At 42.7% G+C, this 20561-nt stretch carries 17 protein-coding genes; 2 read left to right on the forward strand and 15 right to left on the reverse strand.

The genetic code is table 11. The features are described 5' to 3' along the window. From QM810_RS05915 to QM810_RS05930, 4 genes are read right to left on the reverse strand one after another with little or no spacing between them, the layout of a single operon-like run. Nucleotides 1–822 (reverse strand): PTS system mannose/fructose/sorbose family transporter subunit IID, encoded by an 822-nt coding sequence (locus QM810_RS05915; RefSeq protein ID WP_263394237.1) that lies wholly within the window; start codon nucleotides 820–822, stop codon nucleotides 1–3. Next, nucleotides 809–1714, reverse strand: coding sequence for a PTS mannose/fructose/sorbose/N-acetylgalactosamine transporter subunit IIC (locus tag QM810_RS05920; protein WP_016466413.1), 906 nt, complete (start codon nucleotides 1712–1714; stop codon nucleotides 809–811). Before QM810_RS05920 ends, QM810_RS05915 begins: the two co-directional genes overlap by 14 nt. 26 nt (nucleotides 1715–1740) lie before the next feature. After that, the gene (locus QM810_RS05925; protein ID WP_414254173.1) at nucleotides 1741–2217 is read right to left on the reverse strand and encodes a PTS sugar transporter subunit IIB; all 477 of its coding nucleotides are present in this window, start codon (nucleotides 2215–2217) and stop codon (nucleotides 1741–1743) included. Further along, nucleotides 2214–4001, reverse strand: a complete 1788-nt coding sequence (locus QM810_RS05930) for a glycoside hydrolase family 35 protein (protein WP_414254174.1) — start codon at nucleotides 3999–4001, stop codon at nucleotides 2214–2216. The genes QM810_RS05925 and QM810_RS05930 overlap by 4 nt, the downstream gene beginning before the upstream one ends. Nucleotides 4002–4323: 322 nt before the next feature. Between QM810_RS05930 and QM810_RS05935 the strand changes: the two genes are divergently transcribed. Together QM810_RS05935 and strH are read left to right on the forward strand one after the other, a co-directional pair. Beyond that, nucleotides 4324–5040, forward strand: coding sequence for a GntR family transcriptional regulator (locus QM810_RS05935; protein ID WP_414254175.1), 717 nt, complete (start codon nucleotides 4324–4326; stop codon nucleotides 5038–5040). Nucleotides 5041–5311: 271 nt separating this feature from the next. After that, complete coding sequence (strH, locus tag QM810_RS05940) at nucleotides 5312–9235, forward strand: LPXTG-anchored beta-N-acetylhexosaminidase StrH (RefSeq protein WP_414254176.1); 3924 nt, start codon at nucleotides 5312–5314, stop codon at nucleotides 9233–9235. A gap of 45 nt (nucleotides 9236–9280) precedes the next feature. Here strH and purB read toward each other — a convergent pair whose 3' ends face one another. The 11 genes from purB to purF all read right to left on the reverse strand — a co-directional run bounded on the left by purB (nucleotide 9281) and on the right by purF (nucleotide 20550). Then, nucleotides 9281–10579, reverse strand: a complete 1299-nt coding sequence (purB, locus tag QM810_RS05945; RefSeq protein WP_414254177.1) for an adenylosuccinate lyase — start codon at nucleotides 10577–10579, stop codon at nucleotides 9281–9283. Between the two features lie 54 nt (nucleotides 10580–10633). Next, nucleotides 10634–10861 carry a phosphoribosylaminoimidazole carboxylase gene (locus QM810_RS05950; RefSeq protein WP_414254178.1) on the reverse strand — a complete coding sequence of 76 codons (228 nt, stop codon included), beginning with the start codon at nucleotides 10859–10861 and terminating at the stop codon, nucleotides 10634–10636. A gap of 9 nt (nucleotides 10862–10870) precedes the next feature. After that, the gene (locus QM810_RS05955) at nucleotides 10871–11821 is read right to left on the reverse strand and encodes a 2-dehydropantoate 2-reductase N-terminal domain-containing protein (protein WP_414254179.1); all 951 of its coding nucleotides are present in this window, start codon (nucleotides 11819–11821) and stop codon (nucleotides 10871–10873) included. Beyond that, on the reverse strand, nucleotides 11822–12913 hold the full coding sequence (gene purK, locus QM810_RS05960) for a 5-(carboxyamino)imidazole ribonucleotide synthase (protein WP_414254180.1): 1092 nt from the start codon (nucleotides 12911–12913) through the stop codon (nucleotides 11822–11824). Continuing rightward, nucleotides 12900–13388: a 5-(carboxyamino)imidazole ribonucleotide mutase gene (gene purE, locus QM810_RS05965; protein WP_414254181.1), complete on the reverse strand. Its 489-nt coding sequence runs from the start codon at nucleotides 13386–13388 to the stop codon at nucleotides 12900–12902. The genes purK and purE overlap by 14 nt, the downstream gene beginning before the upstream one ends. Nucleotides 13389–13579: 191 nt before the next feature. Next, entirely contained in the window at nucleotides 13580–14842 is a 1263-nt protein-coding gene (purD, locus tag QM810_RS05970) for a phosphoribosylamine--glycine ligase (protein WP_414254182.1), read from the reverse strand. Between the two features lie 121 nt (nucleotides 14843–14963). Beyond that, nucleotides 14964–16511 carry a bifunctional phosphoribosylaminoimidazolecarboxamide formyltransferase/IMP cyclohydrolase gene (gene purH, locus QM810_RS05975; protein ID WP_414254183.1) on the reverse strand — a complete coding sequence of 516 codons (1548 nt, stop codon included), beginning with the start codon at nucleotides 16509–16511 and terminating at the stop codon, nucleotides 14964–14966. A 41-nt stretch (nucleotides 16512–16552) separates the two neighbouring features. Further along, nucleotides 16553–17260: a suppressor of fused domain protein gene (locus QM810_RS05980; RefSeq protein WP_414254184.1), complete on the reverse strand. Its 708-nt coding sequence runs from the start codon at nucleotides 17258–17260 to the stop codon at nucleotides 16553–16555. A 58-nt stretch (nucleotides 17261–17318) separates the two neighbouring features. Beyond that, nucleotides 17319–17873: a phosphoribosylglycinamide formyltransferase gene (gene purN, locus QM810_RS05985; RefSeq protein ID WP_414254185.1), complete on the reverse strand. Its 555-nt coding sequence runs from the start codon at nucleotides 17871–17873 to the stop codon at nucleotides 17319–17321. Continuing rightward, nucleotides 17873–18895, reverse strand: a complete 1023-nt coding sequence (purM, locus tag QM810_RS05990; RefSeq protein WP_414254186.1) for a phosphoribosylformylglycinamidine cyclo-ligase — start codon at nucleotides 18893–18895, stop codon at nucleotides 17873–17875. The genes purN and purM overlap by 1 nt, the downstream gene beginning before the upstream one ends. Nucleotides 18896–19107: 212 nt before the next feature. Beyond that, nucleotides 19108–20550: an amidophosphoribosyltransferase gene (gene purF, locus QM810_RS05995; protein WP_414254187.1), complete on the reverse strand. Its 1443-nt coding sequence runs from the start codon at nucleotides 20548–20550 to the stop codon at nucleotides 19108–19110. Nucleotides 20551–20561 lie beyond the last annotated feature (11 nt).

A 20561-nucleotide genomic window follows, 5' to 3' on the forward strand; every position in this document is an offset into this window, starting at 1 on the left:
TTATGCGCCCATTCCAAGTGCAAATTTACCAAGAGCAGAAAGAGCCAAGGCAAGCACGATAATGATACCGATAGCTTTTGTAGAGTTCATGCCTTTCTTACCAAGCAACCAGAAGATGAATGCAGTGAAGATTGCTGGAAGCAAACGTGGGAAGATTGAGTTCAAGATGTCTTGGAAGTCAATCATCTTTTCACCGATTGGCAATTTGTATGAAATTTCAAAGTTGATCATTGTTGCTACAAGAGCACCCATCATGAATACACCAAGTACAGATGCAGCTTCAATCAAAGCTGTCAAAGTACTTTGCATGTTGTTGATAAGGTTAACCCCTTCTTTGTATGCAAATTCCAACTGTTTCCAACGGAAGATGTCATACGCTACTGCAACTGCGATCCAAAGGAAGATACCCCAAGGTTGACCAGCGATAGCCATTGTTGCAGCGATAGATCCCATGATAGCAGGTACAAGTGAACCAAAGATTGTATCTCCAAGAGGAGCGAATGGTCCCATCAAACCTGTCTTGATACCGTTAACCGCGTCTTTTGAGGCAACGCCATCTTTTTCTTCCATGGCAAGGTCAAAACCAGCGATGATTGTGTGGAAGAATGGTGAAGTGTTGAAGAATTGAGTATGAACTTTCATCATTTCTTTCAACTCAGGAGTTCCATCTCCATACATTTTACGCAATTGTGGCAAGATCATGTAAAGGTAACCTGATGCTTGCATACGTTCGTAGTTCCATCCCAATTGGAAAGTGAACAAGCTACGTTTGTTAATTTGATTAAAATCTTCTTTTGTTAATTTGTAATTAGAATTCGTCATCTTCAATTTCCCCACTTTCTGATGGTGTAGAAGGTGCTGCTACAGCAACTTTTTGGCTGTTCTTGAAGTGAACAACTGCAAGGAAGATACCCACGATAGAGATACCGATCATAGACAATCCTTTGAAGTTGTTAACAAAGCCAATTTTTTCAGCAACTTCAGCAGGAAGAGTGCCAATGATTCCAGCAACTGCTCCACCAAGACTTGTTACGTTTGAGTAAAGTACAGTCAACATAGCTGTCAAACCGAATCCCATAGCAAGGTAGTGAAGGTTACGTTTAACTGGAAGGTAACGAAGCAAGATAGCGAATCCAAGACCTGGAAGCATACGACCTGCAAGAGTCAAACCGTCTGCAACCCATTGGTATTCTTTAACAAGGTTTACAACACCTTGTACGAATTCTCCACCGAAAGCAAGAGCGAAGAATACTGGAAGGGCACGAGATAGAGCCCAAGGAACTGCACCAAGAAGATAGTTACGTTCGATTCCTTTATAGTCAAAGCGTTCGATCGCAGCATCAATACGGTGAGCGAAGAATGTTGTAGTCATACGACCAAGTACGTCGAAGTAAGTCAAAAGTGCTGCTACTGGTACAGCGATTGTAGTGATCGCAAGGTCTGTTTCGATTCCTTGTGAAACTGAGAAAGCAGTTGCAAGAACCGCACCAGAAGTTGCGTCGATACGAGAAGCACCACCGAAGGTACCTACCCCAAGTACGAACAACTGCAAGCTACCACCGATAAACAAACCAGTTGTCAAATCTCCCATGACTAAACCGGTAATGAAACCAGCGAATACAGGGGAACCTGCAGAAGAAACGATCGTCAACTCATCACAGATTTGATAAGCTGAGTACAAAGTGAGAAGTAAAATTTGCCACCATTGTATCATAACAATGACCTCCTAAAAATTTTTTCCTATTTTAATAAGCTCAAAAAGTCTGAAACTGGATCATTTGGAACCATTTGAGCAGTAAGTTTAACACCTTTTTCCGCCAATTTGCCGAAATCTTCCACGTCTTTATCAACTACGTTGATAGAACGAGTGATAGCACGTGTTTCTGGTGTTTGCGACATATTGCCGACATTGAGAGTTTCAAGCGGAACACCTGCTTCTACCAAACCAAGAAAACGGTCTGGTTTACGAGCCACGATAAAGAGACGTTGGCTGTCATATTTACCAGCAAGAAGATTCGCTGCCGCTTTTTCAACCGACAAGATACTAAGTTTTACACCTGGTGGTGTAGCAAGTTTCAAACCACTCTTTTCAATATCGTTGTTAACAACTTCGTCGTCTACAACCATAATGCGAGAAACATTTAGCTTCCCAGCCCAAAGATTGGCTACTTGACCGTGGATTAAACGTCCATCGATACGGCATCCTACTATTGTCATAAGTTTTCCCCCTTTATGTGTTTAAATGTAGGTTTACTAGTTAAATGTATGTGCTCTTTGTACTCCCCTTCAGTTTCAAAGATAATGATGCGGTTGGCACCCTCTTTGAGGTAACTATGTGGAATATAAAGAGATAGGGTCGGACCAACGTTCCAGAAGCGTCCTAGATGATGACCATTGACAAAGGCAATCCCTTTACCAAACTCAGAACAATCTAAATAGGTATCCTTTGGAGTCTCAACTTCAAAGTCAAAGGCGTAAAAGGCTGGTTGCCCTTCTGTCCATCCTTTAGAAAAATCAATCTTCTCAGGATTATCTAATAGAAGTGGATAGTGTTCCCAGTTGAGCAAGAAATGCAAATCTTTACACACACCTGTGCGAATCCCTTTTCGCTGTGTATCTGCTAAGAATTTGTGTCCATAGTTGACACGCCCCATATTTTCAATAAGGATGTCAAATCTAGAGAGCGTTTTCTTTTTACCTTGATAAAAGATATCTTCACCGATTTCTGTTTGGTACTGTGTTGCCACCCATTTACCATCGATAAAGAGTTGAGCTCTATCGCGTCCGTCAATGATTCGAATGCGTTCTTCATCCGCATCCCAACTTGCTTCCGTACGATAGAGTAGGTAGCCGTAACCTTGTCCCAGCTCTTCCATTTTCTTAGGGTAGAGACTTTCAATCGGACTTGTCAGGCTATCCAAGGTTTCGAAAAGAGAAACTTTCTCGACCAGTGGAATGTTTTCAACTTCCATACTCTCTTTGTAAAGCGGTTCAGATTGCGGATACTCAGGATAGTAAGTCGCCATCATTTCTTTCACTGCAAAATATTTAGCAGTTGGGTTTCCAGCTTCATCAAGAAGAGCGTCATAATCATAAGATGTTACTTGTGGTAAATCAATGGTTCCTCGAGCTGAACAACCATTCATAAAACCAAAGTTCGTTCCACCGTGGAACATGTAAAGGTTAATAGAGCCTTGCTCTAAAACCTCGTGGACAGCTTCTGCTAATTCCTCAGGTTCACGCTTGATGATTGGTTCTTTCCATCGATTAAACCAGCCATCCCAGAATTCCATACACATGAGTGGCCATTTCTTGCCGTGCTCATCAAAGAATTCTTGCATCTGTGAGAAATTATAAGTAGCCTTGGAACCAAAGTTCCCTGTCACAAAGAGATCATCCTCAATTAAGGTTCCAGCCCTAAGAGTTGCTCGCCATGGTCCATCTGATGTGAAAAGCGGACAAGTAACTGCTCGTTCTTCCATCAAACGTCGAATTCCCCTCAAGTAGGTCTTGTCCTCGCCATAGGATCCGTACTCATTTTCGACTTGCATCATGAGAATGTTCCCACCGTTTTCCAATAATCTCGGAACTAGACGTGGAAGCAACTGATCATAGTAGCGACCAACCATGTCAATGAAAGCCGGGTCAGATGACCGAATTCTCATCTCCTTGGTCAAGAGCCATGCGGGTAAACCACCGAATTCCCACTCTGCACAGATAAATGGAGAAGGACGTACAATTGCATATAAGCCCAAATCTTGTGCAGTTTGAAGAAATCTCTCTAAATCAAGAGCACCTTCAAAATTAAAGTGTCCTTCAACAGGTTCATGCATGTTCCAAGCGACGTAAGTCTCAACTGTATTGAAGCCTAATGCTTTGAGGTTGTACAATGAATGATGCCAATCTTCCGCAGGAACTCTAAAATAGTGAATGGCCCCAGACAAAATCTTGAATGGTTTCCCATCCAGATAGAAATCATCTTTAATTTCAAATCTTGCCATTCTTCCTCCCCTAAAAGCGAAAAGTTTGCGCTTTCATTTATTGTTATATCAACTATAAACCAATCGGGGAATAATGTCAATAGTTTTTGAAATTTTCTTTAAAATTTTTCTATTTTTTTACTGAATCTTTTCTAAAAATCTCCACAAATCCCATAAAATCAGCATTCTGAATAACTAACTAAAACAAGGAGCAAAACACGAATTATTTATTTGTATTCTAATTTCTTATTCCGATAGTTTAATTTTTTTAAGTGCTTTTCTACTATTTTCCCCGATTTTATGTTAAAATCATATGTGGAGAAGGAAAAAATGAGGTGAAAGTATGGCAATTCCAAAGTATCAATACATTAAAGATGAATTAAAAAATAAGATTATTTCTGGTCAATTTGCTAGTGGAGATAAGTTCTACACTGAAGCAGAATTGATTTCCATGTATGATGTTAGTTCAATCACAGTAGTTCGTGCCTTGAATGACCTTGCCAAAGACGGATATATCGTCCGCCAACAAGGTAAAGGAACTTTCGTAGCTCGTGCACGCAAACACAAACTCGTTGAATTTTCTGATGTAGAAATCTTCGAAACCAAAGATGATAAAGTAACTGTTCTTTCTATCGAACGTGGAAACGATCTTAAATATTTAGAAAAACTCGGCCTACGTGGCGATCAATTCTATTATAAGATTGAACGTGTTCGTGAAACAAACGGCGTTACCTATATCTATCACAGTTCATATATTCCTGAACAGTACATCAATGCCAACTATCCAAATCTTGAATACTATAGTTCTATCTATACTCGTTTCAAATTGGACTACCACATTCACATGAATGACGAGCATTTTGAAGAAATTAACGAAATTGTATTTCCGACTCCAAAACATGCCGCTTCTATTTTAGGAATCGACACAAAATTTCCAACTGTCTTCCAAACTAAGACAACTCAGCTTGAAGCAACCGGTCAAGTTTTGGAATACATCGAAACTTATAAACGTTCTGATTTCTACAAAATTAAATTCATCTCTTGTGACCGTGGTCACTAACTTATAAAAAACCTGAGACAACTGCCTCAGGTTTTTTATATACCCATTATAGCATCAGCTCCCTTCCCTGAGAATAGCATTTCAAGTAATTCTATAATTAGTAACCTTTTTACTAAAAAATAGTCAAAATTAGAAAAATATATCTTAATTTATAAATTATTCTATTTTTTATAGTAATTTCCTCAAAAACTTGACTTTATTTTAGTTAGAACATACAATAGAGTCAGCATGTGTAAACGCTATCAAAAACATAAAAGGGGAGGTTTTTTTAATGAAACCAGAAAATAAACAGCGCTTCTCTATTCGTAAATATGCAATCGGAGCAGCTTCTGTATTGATCGGCTTTGCCTTTCAGGCTCAAGCTGTTGCGGCCGACGGAGTTGTGCCTGCTACAACAGATAATCAGCCTGCTGTCCAAACTACTGGAGAAGTCACTCCACCAACGAGTGAAGAAAAACTCGAGACTGCTCCAACAACAGAAAACGCTACTCCAGCTGCTCCAGTAGCAACTACTGAAGCACCAAAAGCTGAAGTTACTCCTGCACCTGTCGTAGCAGAACCAGTCACAGCAGAAGAAACTCCAGCTAAACCAGAAGTTACTGAAGAAGTTAAGAAGACAGAATCTGAAAAAGAAAAAGAAGAAAATAAAGAAGTTGCTAAAGTCGAAGCACCTGCAGTCGCTACAGAGCGAGCAGCTCAAGTAAATGAAAAACTGGCTAAAAAGAAAATCGTTTCTATCGATGCTGGACGTAAATACTTCTCTCCAGACCAACTGAAAGAAATCATCGATAAGGCCAAACACTATGGCTATACTGATCTTCACCTTTTAGTCGGAAATGATGGCTTGCGCTTCATGCTTGATGATATGTCCCTAACTGTAGGAGACAAAACTTACGCAAGTGATGATGTCAAACGTGCTGTTGAAAATGGAACCAATGCCTATTACAACGATCCAAACGGTAATCATTTAACCGAAAGTGAAATGACTGATTTGATTAGTTATGCTAAGGATAAAGGCATTGGACTTATCCCAACAGTCAATAGCCCAGGTCATATGGATGCTATCCTCAACGCCATGAAAGAACTTGGCATTGAAAAACCTAACTTCAACTACTTTGGTAAAGAATCTGCACGTACTGTTGACCTTGATAATGAAAAAGCAGTTGCCTTCACAAAAGCTTTGATTGATAAATACGCTGCTTACTTTGCTGGCAAGTCTGAAATCTTCAACATCGGTTTGGATGAGTATGCTAATGACGCTACTGATGCCAAAGGTTGGAGTGTGCTTCAAGCTTATAAATGGTATCCAGAAGATGGCTTCCCAGATAAGGGTTATGATAAATTCATCGCCTATGCTAATGACCTAGCTCATATCGTCAAATCTCACGGCCTTAAACCAATGGCCTTTAATGATGGTATCTACTATAATAGTGACACTACTTTTGGCACCTTTGACAAAGATATCATCGTGTCTATGTGGACTGGTGGCTGGGGCGGTTACGATGTTGCTTCTTCTAAATTACTAGTTGAAAAAGGACACCAAATCCTCAACACGAATGATGCTTGGTACTATGTTCTCGGCCGTAATGCTGATGGGCAAGGTTGGTATAACCTAGACCAAGGATTGAACGGTATTAAGAGCACACCGATTACTTCAGTTCCAAAAACTGAAGGTGCGGATATTCCTATTATCGGTGGTATGGTAGCTGCTTGGGCTGATACTCCATCTGCACGCTACTCTCCATCTCGCCTCTTCAAGCTCATGCGTCAATTCGCAAACTCTAACGCTGAGTATTTCGCTGCCGACTACGAGTCTGCTGAACAAGCTCTTAAAGAAGTTCCAACAGACCTTAGTCGCTATACAGCCGAAAGCGTAGCAGCTGTTAAAGAAGCTGAAAAAGCCATTCGTTCTCTTGATAGCAACCTAAGCCGTGCTGAACAAGATAGCATTGACCAAGCAATTGCAAAACTCCAAGAAGCCGTTAGCAACTTGACCTTCACTCCAGAAGCTCAAAAAGAAGAAGATGCCAAACGCGAAGTTGAAAAACTAGCTAAAAACAAGGTTATCTCAATCGATGCTGGACGTAAATACTTCACTCTAGATCAACTCAAACGTATCGTAGATAAGGCTAGCGAACTTGGTTACTCTGACATTCATCTCCTCCTTGGAAATGACGGACTTCGCTTCCTTTTGGATGACATGACGATCACCGCAAACGGCAAGACCTATGCAAGCGACGATGTAAAAAATGCCATCATTGAAGGAACAAAAGCTTACTACGATGATCCAAATGGAACAACTCTGAGCCAAGCTGAAATTACTGAACTTATCCAGTATGCTAAAGATAAGGGTATCGGGCTCATCCCTGCTATTAATAGCCCAGGTCACATGGATGCTATGCTTGTCGCTATGGAAAAATTAGGCATTGCAAACCCTCAAGCTAATTTTGATAAAGTTTCAAAAACAACGATGGACCTTGAAAACGAAGAAGCAATGAACTTTACAAAAGCCCTTATTGGCAAATACATGGACTTCTTTGCAGGCAAGACTAAGATCTTTAACTATGGTACAGATGAATATGCCAACGATGCTACTAACGCTCAAGGTTGGTACTACCTCAAGTGGTATGGCCTCTATGGTAAATTTGCTGAGTACTCAAATAGTCTAGCTGCTATGGCAAAAGAAAAAGGTCTACAACCAATGGCCTTTAACGATGGTTTCTACTACGATGATAATGACGATGTTGAGTTTGATAAAGATGTCATCATCTCTTATTGGTCTAAAGGATGGTGGGGTTACAACCTTGCGTCTCCTCAATATCTAGCAAGTAAGGGTTACAAAATCCTTAACACTAACGGAGACTGGTACTATGTTCTAGGCAATCATAAAAATGACGAAGCCTACCCTCTATCAAAAGCAATTGAAAATACTGAAAAAGTACCATTCAAGCAACTAGCTTCAACCAAGTATCCGGAAGTCGATCTTCCAACAACTGGTAGTATGCTAGCCATCTGGGCAGACAAACCTCAAGCTGAGTACAAGGAAGAAGAAATCTTTGAACTGATGACTGCCTTTGCAGACCACAACAAAGACTACTTCCGTGCTGACTACAAGGCTCTACGTGAGGAACTTGCTAAAATCCCTGAAAACTTAGAAGGATATAGCACAGAAAGCCTCGATGCTCTCAAGGCTGCTAAAGATGCTCTGAACTACAATCTCAACCGTAATAAACAAGCTGAATTAGATACGCTTGTAGCCAACCTTAAAGCTGCAAGACTTGGCCTCAAACCAGCTGCAACTCACTCAGGAAGTCTTGACGAAAATGAAGTTGCTGCCAACGTTGAAAACCGACCAGAGCTAATCACAAGAACGGAAGAAATTCCATTTGAGACTATTAAGAAGGAAAATCCTAACCTTCCAGCAGGACAAGAAAAAGTTGTCACTGAAGGTGCCAAAGGCGAACGTACAATCTACGTCTCAGTTACTACTGAAAATGGTAAGGAAACCGAAACAGTTCTTGAAGAAAAAGTCACAAAAGAAGCTGTCAATCAAGTGGTTGAGGTCGGAACTCCAGTCACTCATGTCGGTGACGAAGAAGGAGTTGCTCCTGTTGCAGATGCCAAACCACGTGTTGTCATCGAGGACGAAGAAATTCCGTTTACAACTATTACTCGTGAAACTGATGCCTTACCTAAGGGAGAAACTCGTGTAGTAACCGAAGGCGTTAAGGGACGTCGTAGTCATTTCTATTCTGTGTCTACTGCTGCTGACGGAAGCGAAGTTAAAACATTGGTTACAAGTGTTGTCGCTCAAGAACCAGTTGCTCAAATCATCGAAATCGGAACTCCTGTAACGCATGTGGGAGATGAAAAAGGACTAGCTCCTGTAGCGGAAGAAAAACCAGCACTAGAGATTCCAAATATACCGGCTCCTATTGCAGAAGAAAAACCAAAATTAGAGATTCCAAATGTGCCAGCTCCTGTTGCAGAAGAAAAACCGAAATTAGAAATTCCAAATGTACCAGCTCCAGAAACTGTTCCTGCTAAGGAAAACAAAGCACTTCCTCAAGGACCAGCTCCTGTAGCAAAAGAAAATAAACTTCCTGAGACAGGAAGCCAAGGTTCAGAATGGTTGATTGCTACAGGTCTCATGGCTGCTCTCACAGCTTATGGACTTAGCAAGAAAAAAGATTAAGAATAAATAAAAAGCGAGATACAATCTCGCTTTTTTGTTTTATTGTTAGTCACCCAAACCGATGCGTTCGAAGATGTCATCCACCCGTTTAGTGTAGTAAGTTGGGTTGAAGATTTCGTCGATTTCTTCTTGAGTGAGGCGTGATGTTACTTCTGGATCTGCTTCCAAAAGTGGTTTAAAGTCGACTTGGTTATCCCATGATTGGGCAGTCTTTGGTTGAACAAGGTCATAAGCTTGCTCACGCGTCATACCTTTTTCAATCAAAGCAAGCATGGCACGTTGGCTGAAGATCAAACCAAATGTAGAGTTCATGTTGCGGATCATGTTTTCTGGGAAGACAGTCAAGTTCTTAACGATGTTTCCGAAACGGTTGAGCATGTAGTCAATCAAGATGGTTGTGTCTGGTGCGATGATACGCTCAGCTGATGAATGAGAGATATCACGTTCGTGCCAAAGGGCTACGTTCTCATAAGCTGTAATCATGTGACCACGGATAACACGTGCAAGACCAGTCATATTTTCAGAACCGATAGGGTTACGTTTATGAGGCATTGCTGAAGACCCTTTTTGACCCTTCGCAAAGAACTCTTCCACTTCACGTTGTTCTGATTTTTGAAGACCACGAATTTCAGTTGCCATACGCTCGATAGAAGTTGCGATGCTAGCAAGAACTGCAAAATACTCAGCATGAAGGTCACGAGGAAGGACCTGTGTAGAGATTTCTTGAGCACGGATACCCAATTTGTTGCAGACGTATTTTTCAACGAATGGTGGGATATTGGCAAAGTTACCAACCGCACCAGAAATCTTACCAGCTTCCACACCAGCAGCCGCATGCTCGAAACGTTCGATGTTGCGTTTCATTTCGCTGTACCAAGTTGCCAATTTAAGACCAAAAGTTGTAGGCTCAGCGTGCACACCATGGGTACGCCCCATCATGATAGTGAACTTGTGTTCTTTGGCTTTGTCAGCGATGATGTTGAGGAAGTTTTCAAGGTCCTTGCGGATGATGTCGTTGGCTTGTTTGTAGAGGTAACCATAGGCAGTATCGACCACGTCAGTAGAAGTCAAACCATAGTGGACCCACTTACGTTCTTCACCAAGAGTCTCAGAAACTGCACGCGTGAATGCAACCACATCGTGACGAGTTTGCTGCTCGATTTCCAAAATACGGTCGATGTCAAAGTCCGCTTTTTCACGGATCAAAGCCACATCTTCCTTAGGAATTTCTCCCAATTCAGCCCATGCTTCGTCAGCCAAGATTTCCACCTCAAGCCAAGCACGGTATTTATTTTCTTCAGTCCAAATGTTCGCCATTTCAGGGCGAGAGTAACGTTCGATCATGTTTAATTTTCCTTTCTTTTGATGTTTCTCATCAGTTGGCAACTAGCAATCACTTTACTCAAATTCTTCTTTTCCAATCCACATAGAAGGGTAGTGATCTAATGTATTCAAATCTGTATCCAGCGGGACATCATAGATAGCTAAATAGTTTTCAGGATACTGTGCAACTAGCTCTTCATACTTAGCTTTCACTTTTTCGTGATCGCTACCAGCATACAAAACTTCGACGACTGCTCCTGTCTTGTCCTTCTCAACAAATGCGTTGACAATGAGTTGAATCATAAAAACCTCCTAAAACGAAATCCCCTTCATATTTGCTTCCAGAATGGGCATCTCAACACCTAACTCCTGACCTGTCTGATAGACACTTTGACAACAGTAGAAAATATCCTGTTTATCATTGTGTAAGGTCATGATTTTTCGTGTCAGCTCATTTTTCGCAAACATGATTTTCATGGCTTTTCCTGCAATCCATGAGGGAATTTTGTAAGGTAAGAGTTCAGCTTTATAAAGCTTCAAATTTACACCACGTGCTTCTACAACTTTCAAAGCCTCTCGAATGGCCTTGATGGCCAATGATAATTCCGAAGAACTATTCATCAAGTTCAGAGCTAATTCTTCTGGATTTTCCAGATTCCCTGAACGTGCAGCTGTTGAAGTAACACCCGCATTAATCGCCATGTGAATCCAAATCCACTCGACCATATCATGAGGAACTTCCCACTTCAAATCTGCAGAACTCAGCAAAGTCGTCAAATCAGAATAGTTAGAAATGTGTGCTTTCTGCTCACCTTCGAGCATTAAATGGTCAAACAAGACACCATCCAAATGTTCCTCCTGCATGTGACCACCCGCTGTCGGAAAAGCCAGAATATAGTCGTAATCCCCTGCCCACTCTTGGACCTCTTTTCGAGTATCCCAGAAATTACAGAAGAAAACAAGGGTACCTTTGATATTATTTTTTCGCAAGGTCTCCACAGCTTCTTTGACAAACCCATGACGCACACTAAGAAAAATAAAATCATATTCCGAATCAGCTTTCGCCACATGAACCTCATAGGTATCATGCTTGTTCTCACCTTTGGAATGATAGCGACCATCTAGCAGATCAACTGACAACTCCTTAGATGCATTGTTTTTCTTACTATCTCTCAGTACGTGTTCCACTTGATGACCTGCTTTTTGAAAGGCGTAGGCATAAGTGGTCCCGATGACTCCAAGTCCTAGAATCGCTATTTTCACTTAAAAATCAATCCCTTTCCCAAATTCCTCAACCTTATCCGGCATATCACTAAACAAAGTCACATGTCCCATTTTTCGGTTGTGCTTTGCTTCTAGTTTACCATATAAGTGGAGGTGAGCGCTTGGATTTTCTGTGACATATTTTTCAGTGGCCTCGACGTGCTGGCCGAGGACATTGAGCATGACAGCTGGCGCATGAAGGTTGATTGCTGGGAGTGGCGCTCCTAGAACACCGAGAATATGGGTATCAAACTGTGAGAAGTCACAGGCTTCAATCGAGTAGTGCCCTGAGTTATGTGGACGTGGGGCAATTTCGTTGACAATAATATCATCAGCCGTCGCAAACATTTCTACACAAAGCGTTCCAGACAGCTTGAGTTGTTCAGCGATTCGCACGGCCATTTCTTTTGCTTTTTCAGCCAAACTATCAGAAATGCGAGCAGGCACAATGGTTTTAGACAGGATATTGTTGCGGTGGATATTTTCCTGAACTGGGAAAACCGTCACATCCTTGCCATTTCCTGACACGATGACAGAAATCTCAAGGTCAAAGTTGACAAATTCTTCCAAGACACAGTCTGCTGAATCAGCTAGTGCATAGGCTTCTTCCAAGTCTGCTTCCGAACGAATGACCTTCTGACCATGGCCATCGTAACCACCGGTCGCCGTCTTGAGGACATAGTTTTTCGATAGGTCGATATCTGCCAAGTCTTGACTTGAGGTCACAACCTTGTAAGGTGCAACGGTGACTTTGGCCTTGTTTGAGAGAAAGTCCTTTTCAAAAATGCGATTTTGAGAAATGCGGAGCAAGTCCGTTCCTTGGGGGAGTTGCTCATCATTGATAACAGCATCAAGACCATCGGCGTCCACATTTTCAAATTCATAAGTGAGAACATCACATCGGTCTGCCAACTGACGAAGGGCGTTCACATCGTTATAGGGAGCCACGATGATTTCCGCTACGCGAGAGGCCGGACAATCCGCTACAGGATCCAGCGCGATAACCTTGTGACCCATATAGATAGCAGAAATGGCCATCATCTGACCAAGCTGACCGCCACCAATAATTCCGATTGTTTTAGATGAGCTCATTTGTAGACTCCTCTGCGATTTTTCCTTGCTCTTCTGCGAAATCTGCCAAAGCTGTTGCGATAGCCTGATCCTCTACTGAGAGGAGACGGAGGGCAAAGAGGGCCGCGTTAGTCGCACCTGCTTCACCGATCGCCATGGTTGCGACAGGCACCCCACCTGGCATCTGAACGATAGAGTAGAGAGAATCCACACCGCTAAGGGCACGTGATTTGACAGGTACCCCGATGACTGGAAGTGTAGTCTTGGCTGCTACCATCCCTGGCAAGTGGGCTGCGCCACCCGCACCTGCAATAATGACCTTGATACCGCGACTCCGTGCTTCCTCGGCATGTTTGAACATGAGGTCTGGTGTACGGTGGGCAGAGACAACTTTCTTTTCGTAGGCTACACCGAAGCGGTCTAGGATTTCTGCTGTTTTTTGCATGGTTGCCCAGTCGGATTTTGAGCCCATTATGATGGAAATTACTGGTTTCATTTTTAATCCTTTTTCTTCCTTTTTTGATAATGGTCTTAGGTGGTGGGGACGGAAGCAAACCTTCGGTTTCATTCCTAAACTTTGAGCCTAAGGTCTCAAATTTTCCCTAGACCAGAACAGATACTGTTCTGGTCTTTTCACCACGGCGACCATTGTCGGGTTTGGCGACTGCGTCGCCTTTTCTTATATCTTTATCTAATTGCCTTGCTTCCGATATCTTTTCGGTAAAAGAGGCCTTCTGTGTTTTGTTTGTTGAGTTCATTGTAGATGATGTTTTGGCCATCTTTGACGGTATCGGCTGTGGTGACTAGCATGTAGACACGTCCACCGTTTGAGAGGAGGTCTTGGCCATTTTCAGCGAATTTAGCACCAGCATAATAAGTGATGATGTCGCCTCCTGTCTTGGCAGGAAGTTTGACACCCTTCTCATAAGAGAGGGGGTAGCCGTTTGATGCGACAACCACACCAAGTGTCACACCCTTGTCCATCCAAGTGATGGCTGGCTCTTTGCTATCCAAAATGTCAGTGATATTTTGCGCAAAATCAGAAGTCAATCGAGGCAAGATGATTTGAGTTTCAGGATCTCCAAAACGAGAGTTGAACTCGATGACTTTCGGTCCATCAGCTGTCAAGATTAGCCCCGCGTAAAGGACACCAAGGTACGGACGACCTTCTTTAATCATACCTTCAAGAACTGGCTTGACAATAGTGTCAACCGCTGTGTCAACCACGATCTGTGGCAAGTGAGGAACTGGCGCATAGGCACCCATCCCACCAGTGTTAGGACCCTTGTCACCATCGTAGGCACGTTTGTGGTCCTGAGCTGTTGGCATGATGTAGAACTTGTCCCCATTGACAAAGGCAAAGAGAGAAAACTCTTCCCCGTCAAGGAATTCCTCGATGACCACACGCGCACCTGAATCACCGAATTTATTGTCCAAAAGCATCTCGTGAGCAGCTTCGACAGCTTGTTCAACTGTCTCCGCAACGACGACACCTTTCCCAAGGGCCAAGCCGTCTGCCTTGACGACGATTGGAGCCCCTTTTTCTTCGATGTATGCCTTGGCTTCCTCGAAATCTGAAAATGTGCCATATGCTGCTGTCGGAACGTCGTATTTGACCATGATTTCCTTAGCAAAATCCTTAGACCACTCCAGCTCAGCCGCAGCTTTAGTCGGACCAAAAGCCTTGAGACCAGCTTTATTAAAATCATCCACGATACCGGCCGCAAGGGCATCATCTGGCCCGATAAAGGACCAAGCAATATCGTTGGCTTTTGCAAACTCAATCAGTTCAGAATGTTCGGAAATAGAGATATTCACTAATTCCAGACCATCCAGAGTCATCCCGTCATTCCCAGGAGCTACAAAGACTTTTTCAACGTCTTTTGACTCAAGCAACTTCTTAGCAATGGCATGTTCACGACCACCTGAGCCGACAACTAACAGCTTCATCTTACAACCTCTTTTGCGAATTATTTACCAATATTATACCATAAACGTTCGTTTTAATCTTGTTTCGTTTCGCTTTTTAAGCAAAAAAAGGAAAGAAACTGTTTTCTTCCCTTTTATTTTCTTAATGTCTAAAATGTCTCACGCCTGTGAAGACCATGGTCAAGCCGTATTTATCAGCCGCTTCGATGGATTCTTGGTCACGGACAGAGCCCCCTGGCTGGATGATGGCCTTGATACCTGCTTTGGCGATTTCTTCCACGTTATCCGCAAATGGGAAGAAGGCATCCGAAGCAAGAACAGCACCGTCAAGACGGTCTTTAGCTTGGTCAATAGCGATGCGGACAGATGCCACACGATTGGTTTGACCTGGGCCAACACCAAGTGTCATGTGGTCGTTGGTCACGATGATCCCATTTGATTTGACGTACTTGATAGCTTTCCAAGCAAACTCAAGAGCTGTCGCTTCTGTTTCAGTTGGTTGGCGTTTGGTCACTACTTGCCAGTCAGCTGGACTTTCTTTAACAACGTCTTGGTTTTGAACGAGGAGACCACCAACAACACCAGTGTATTCTGCTTCCACTTCGCTAGCATCTTGAGCATCAAACGGCAACTCAAGGATGCGCAAGTTTTTCTTCTTGGTTGTCAAAATTTCAAGCGCCTCGTCTGTGTAGCTTGGTGCAATGATGATTTCGAGGAAAACGCCGTGCATCTTTTTAGCTGTCGCAGCATCTACTTCACGGTTGAGAACGACAATACCACCAAAGATAGACACTGGATCAGACTCATAAGCGTAGTCCCAAGCAGTTTCGATATCATCAGCTTGACCGATCCCACATGGATTCATGTGTTTGAGAGCCACCACGGTTGGACGATCTTTGAAGTCACGGATGATACGGATAGCGGCATCAGCATCACGGATATTGTTAAAGGACAATTCTTTACCGTTAAGTTGTTTCGCTGATGCAATCGAATAATCCGTTGGTAAAGCTTTTTGGTAGAAGTCAGCGTCTTGTTGAGGGTTTTCACCGTAACGCATTGGTTGCTTAAGGTCGTAAGTCAAAGTAAGTTTTTCAGGTTTTGTTTCACCCACTTGAGCTGTGAAGTATTCTGCAATCAAGGCATCGTATGAAGCTGTGTGACGGTATACTTTCGCTGCCAAACGTTGGCGAGTTTCGTAGCTTGTTTCGCCGTTCGCTGACAATTCGTCAAGAACAACAGCATAGTCAGCAGGGTCTACCACAACTGTTACGCTAGCGTGGTTTTTAGCTGCTGAACGAAGCATAGACGGACCACCAATATCGATATTTTCAACCGCATCAGCGTAAGTCACGTCTGGTTTAAGAATCGTTTCCTTGAATGGGTAAAGGTTTACCACAACAAGGTCGATAAGTTCGATATTATTATCCTTAGCCGCTTGGAGGTGGCTATCGAGGTCACGACGAGCGAGGAGACCACCATGGATATTTGGGTGGAGAGTCTTCACACGACCGTCCATCATTTCTGGGAAACCAGTCACATCGTCGATGGCGATAGTGTCCACACCTGCATTATCAAGGGCAACCTTGGTCCCACCTGTCGAGATGATATCCCAACCAAGTTTTTTGAGTTCTTGGGCAAATTCAACAATGCCCGCTTTGTCTGAAACACTAATTAGTGCGCGTTTAGTCATTTTTCTTCCTTTCCTTGTATCAAGAGGTGCCTTCATATCAGTTAAACTAGAGATTGGCGATGATAGTCTGTCAGTTGATTTCCAAGTTCTTGCAACAATCTCTGGACCTCAAGTTTACTTTTTTCACTTTCGTAAACACTTCGCAATTCGGCATCTGTCGCACCAATCAGGGTCACAAATTCCACTTTTCCATGCAGAGTATCTAGAGGCTTAGCCAAATCATCAGCAGCAGTCAAGAATCCTGTCAAATTAGATTTCTGCTGGGCATCAATCCCTACTGTTTGCTTCGTATAGATGTATTCTTCCGGCAAGACCACTTTACCTGTTTGAAATATATATCTTGCTACATACTGCAGCAAACCACAGCCATTTTTAATTTCTTCTTCGTCGTTAGTTGATTTCTTTAACTTAAAGGTCAATTCAATCCCATAACCACTATATTCAGGATCTTCACATTCTTTTGTATATAGTTCTGACAAACCATAGCTGACAAAATGCCAAAAATCTCCTGCATCGTAAACACTGATGCCATCAAGCGGATCTGGACCACCTAACATATACTTGATAACCGTTCCATAATGGCGAGGATTTGGCTGATCAGGATATAAACGATTAAATTCTTCATCAATCGCATCCCACCCTGGAGCACTGTCATCTTTTTCATCCGATTTAACAACAATCTTATCTTCATCTTCAATCGGCTTCTCTTTGTCAGAAGATTTCTTCTTAAAAAAATCAAATAGCCCCATAAATTCTCCTTAGCTGATGGCCTTTAGTTCTACCGCAAAATCATCTCTGATTTCCTTCTTACCTTCTCTCCACTCCCAAATGTTCCAACACTTCTGGATAGAGCTTGTACTCTGTTTCGTGGATGCGAGTCTCGAAAGTATCAAGGGTATCCCCTTCAAGGCGTGGCACACGGATTTGCTTAATGACCTTACCGGTATCAACGCCAGAATCCACCCAGTGAATGGTCACGCCAGACTGGTCGACACCTGCATTCCAAGCATCTTCAATACCATGAGCGCCTGGAAATTCAGGTAGAAAAGCCGGATGAATATTGATGATACGGCCTTCATAAGCTGCTAGCAAGGTGGGGCCGACGATTTTCATGTAGCCTGCGAGACAAACCAAGTCAATCTGATGTTCATCCAAAAGTTCGACGATGGCTCCTTCATAGTCTGCCTTGTTCTCAAACTCTTTAAGTTCAAAGGCATAAGATAAAACACCAAGCTTTTCTGCACGTTCAAGGACGTAGGCATCCCGATGATCTGAAAAGACAAATTCTACTGGAAATTGTTCCGCAATCACCTGAAAGTTTGAGCCGTTACCAGAGGCAAAAACAGCAATCCTTTTAGTCATTATTTAATCACCACACTTGCGCCATCTTTCTTCACAATACGACCAATTTCATAAACAGGTTCGTCAAGAAGTTCTTTGACACGTTCCACATTCTCTGGTTTAACCGCAAGCATGAGACCAATACCCATGTTGAAGATTTCAAACATTTCTTCGTGTTTGATTTGGCCATATTTTTCAAGGGCTTTGAAAATTGGAAGAACTGGGACTTTGCTTTCGTCAATTTCAGCAGCCAAATCATCTGAGAACATACGTGGTACATTTTCGATGAAACCACCACCCGTGATGTGGGCAATCCCATTCACCAATTCTTCTTTGATGAGTGGCAAAACAGCCTTGACGTAAATACGAGTTGGTTCCAAAAGAACGTCCTTGAGTTTTTTGCCTTCAAGTTCTGGAAGAACTTCTTCACCTGTATAGTCCGCAAAGACACGACGAACAAGTGAGTAACCATTTGAGTGGATACCGCTTGAAGCAAGCCCCAAAATCACATCGCCTGTCGCTACTTTTGAACCGTCAATGATTTGAGTTTTTTCTGCAACACCGACTGCAAAGCCAGCCAAGTCATAGTCGTCTTCGCCATACATACCAGGCATTTCAGCCGTTTCACCACCGATAAGTGCTGCACCAGCTTGTACACAACCTTCAGCCACACCAGCAACAACTTGTTCTAGTTTAGCTGGTTCATTTTTACCAGTTGCGATATAGTCCAAGAAGTAAAGAGGCTCTGCCCCTGCAGCAATGATATCGTTGACACACATGGCCACACAGTCTTGCCCAATAGTATCGTGCTTGTCGTACTTGATGGCCAGCATTAGCTTAGTACCAACACCATCTGTCCCTGAGATCAAAACAGGTTCTTTGACACCTGTTTTTGAAAGGTCAAACATACCACCGAAACCACCAAGAGCTCCCATAACACCTGCACGTTCTGTACGTGCCACGTGTTTTTTGATCCGTTCAACAACTTCATAACCCGCTTCAACGTCCACACCCGATTGAGCGTATGCATTCTTATTTGTCATTTTTTAATCCTTTTCTTTTTTTTGAGAAAGAATGCGACGTATTTTTAGATAAACAATTATTTTATCTAAAAATACTAGTCAGGTCTCTAGCTTTGGTCCCATAGGACAAAGCGTCTACTGACAAATGCTTTAGCTTTTAGTCAGTAGTGAGACGTGGAGCGTATGCATTCTTATTTGTCATTTGTTTATTCCTTTTCCTTCAATGGGGAATTTTATTTGTAAAAACTCGTTTTTTCTTCCAAACTTCTACGATATTCTTCTTCATAGTCATAGAGAGGAGTTGGATATTTTCCATCAAAGTAAGCCACACAGAGACCGCCATTTGGCGCATCTGTTTCAATCCCAATAGAGTCAATCAAGCCATCAATCGAAAGATAAGTCAGGCTATCCGCACCAATGATTTGGCAAGTTTCCTCAACGGTATGATTAGCCGCAATCAACTCCTGACGTGTCTGGATATCAATCCCGTAGAAACATGGATAGGCAAGAGCAGGACTCCCAATGGCAACGTGAACTTCTGATGCCCCCGCTTCTTTCAAGAGTTGGACAATACGACGAGATGTTGTTCCTCGCACAATCGAGTCATCAATCATGACCACACGTTTGCCTTTCACGACACCAGAAACGGCAGAGAGTTTCATTCGAACCCCTTGCTCACGCAATTCTTGAGTTGGTTGGATAAATGTCCGTTGCGTATATTGGTTCTTGATAAGACCCATTTCATTTGGCAACCCTGATTCTTCCGCAAAGCCCATCGCTGCGCTGAGTGAGGAATTTGGCACACCAACTACGATATCGGCTTCATGCTTGAACTCACGTGCCAATTGAGCTCCCATTCTCTTACGAGCCGTATGGACATTGACACCATGGATATTCGAGTCAGGACGGGCAAAGTAGATATACTCCATGGAACAGATTGCCAACTGAGTATCGTTTGTATAGCTGTCATACTGGATGCCATTATCATCAATAATGACAATCTCGCCTGGTTTCACGTCAAGAATCCACTCAGCACCAATGACTTCAAAGGCACAGGTTTCAGAGGAAACGACAACTGCTCCATTCGCCATTTTCCCGATTGACAGAGGACGGAAACCATTTGGATCAAGCGCTGCAATTAACTTATCTTCAAACATCAAGAGATAAGCGAAACCACCTTTGACAAGACTGAGTGCTTCCTTGATTTTGCCCATCAGGTTTGGATTGTGGCTACGACGAATCAAGTGAGCCAAGATTTCTGAATCAGAGGTTGAACTGAAGATTGCCCCTCTTTGTTCCAATTCTTGCTTGAGAGATTCTGCATTGGTCAGATTCCCATTGTGAGCCAAACCAAACTGCATATCGTGAAAACGGAAGAGGAAAGGTTGGATATTGTCTACAGAAGCTTCTCCCGCAGTCGCATAACGCACGTGTCCAATAGCTCCACTTCCTGTCAATTTATCCAAATTAGCAGGATTTTTGAAGACTTCTGATAAAAGCCCCATATCTCGATGACGCTTCAATTGTCCATGATCATTGGAGAGGATCCCTGCCCCCTCCTGACCACGGTGCTGAAGACTATGGAGGCCAAAATAGGTTAATTTGGCAGCATCTGGGTGGCCCCAGATACCAAAAACACCACATTCTTCATTAAGAGATTTTACTTCGTATGTCATTTTTTATACCT

Origin of the sequence: Streptococcus infantis, assembly GCF_047464155.1 — a bacterium.
Taxonomy (GTDB): domain Bacteria; phylum Bacillota; class Bacilli; order Lactobacillales; family Streptococcaceae; genus Streptococcus; species Streptococcus infantis_U.

Bases quoted from the DNA above. Each gene is read 5' to 3' on its own strand.
- QM810_RS05915 (WP_263394237.1), bottom strand. From the start codon at position 822: ATGACGAATTCTAATTACAAATTAACAAAAGAAGATTTTAATCAAATT.
- QM810_RS05920 (WP_016466413.1), bottom strand. From the start codon at position 1,714: ATGATACAATGGTGGCAAATTTTACTTCTCACTTTGTACTCAGCTTAT.
- QM810_RS05925 (WP_414254173.1), bottom strand. From the start codon at position 2,217: ATGACAATAGTAGGATGCCGTATCGATGGACGTTTAATCCACGGTCAA.
- QM810_RS05930 (WP_414254174.1), bottom strand. From the start codon at position 4,001: ATGGCAAGATTTGAAATTAAAGATGATTTCTATCTGGATGGGAAACCA.
- QM810_RS05935 (WP_414254175.1), top strand. From the start codon at position 4,324: ATGGCAATTCCAAAGTATCAATACATTAAAGATGAATTAAAAAATAAG.
- strH (WP_414254176.1), top strand. From the start codon at position 5,312: ATGAAACCAGAAAATAAACAGCGCTTCTCTATTCGTAAATATGCAATC.
- purB (WP_414254177.1), bottom strand. From the start codon at position 10,579: ATGATCGAACGTTACTCTCGCCCTGAAATGGCGAACATTTGGACTGAA.
- QM810_RS05950 (WP_414254178.1), bottom strand. From the start codon at position 10,861: ATGATTCAACTCATTGTCAACGCATTTGTTGAGAAGGACAAGACAGGA.
- purK (WP_414254180.1), bottom strand. From the start codon at position 12,913: ATGAGCTCATCTAAAACAATCGGAATTATTGGTGGCGGTCAGCTTGGT.
- purE (WP_414254181.1), bottom strand. From the start codon at position 13,388: ATGAAACCAGTAATTTCCATCATAATGGGCTCAAAATCCGACTGGGCA.
- purD (WP_414254182.1), bottom strand. From the start codon at position 14,842: ATGAAGCTGTTAGTTGTCGGCTCAGGTGGTCGTGAACATGCCATTGCT.
- purH (WP_414254183.1), bottom strand. From the start codon at position 16,511: ATGACTAAACGCGCACTAATTAGTGTTTCAGACAAAGCGGGCATTGTT.
- QM810_RS05980 (WP_414254184.1), bottom strand. From the start codon at position 17,260: ATGGGGCTATTTGATTTTTTTAAGAAGAAATCTTCTGACAAAGAGAAG.
- purN (WP_414254185.1), bottom strand. From the start codon at position 17,873: ATGACTAAAAGGATTGCTGTTTTTGCCTCTGGTAACGGCTCAAACTTT.
- purM (WP_414254186.1), bottom strand. From the start codon at position 18,895: ATGACAAATAAGAATGCATACGCTCAATCGGGTGTGGACGTTGAAGCG.
- purF (WP_414254187.1), bottom strand. From the start codon at position 20,550: ATGACATACGAAGTAAAATCTCTTAATGAAGAATGTGGTGTTTTTGGT.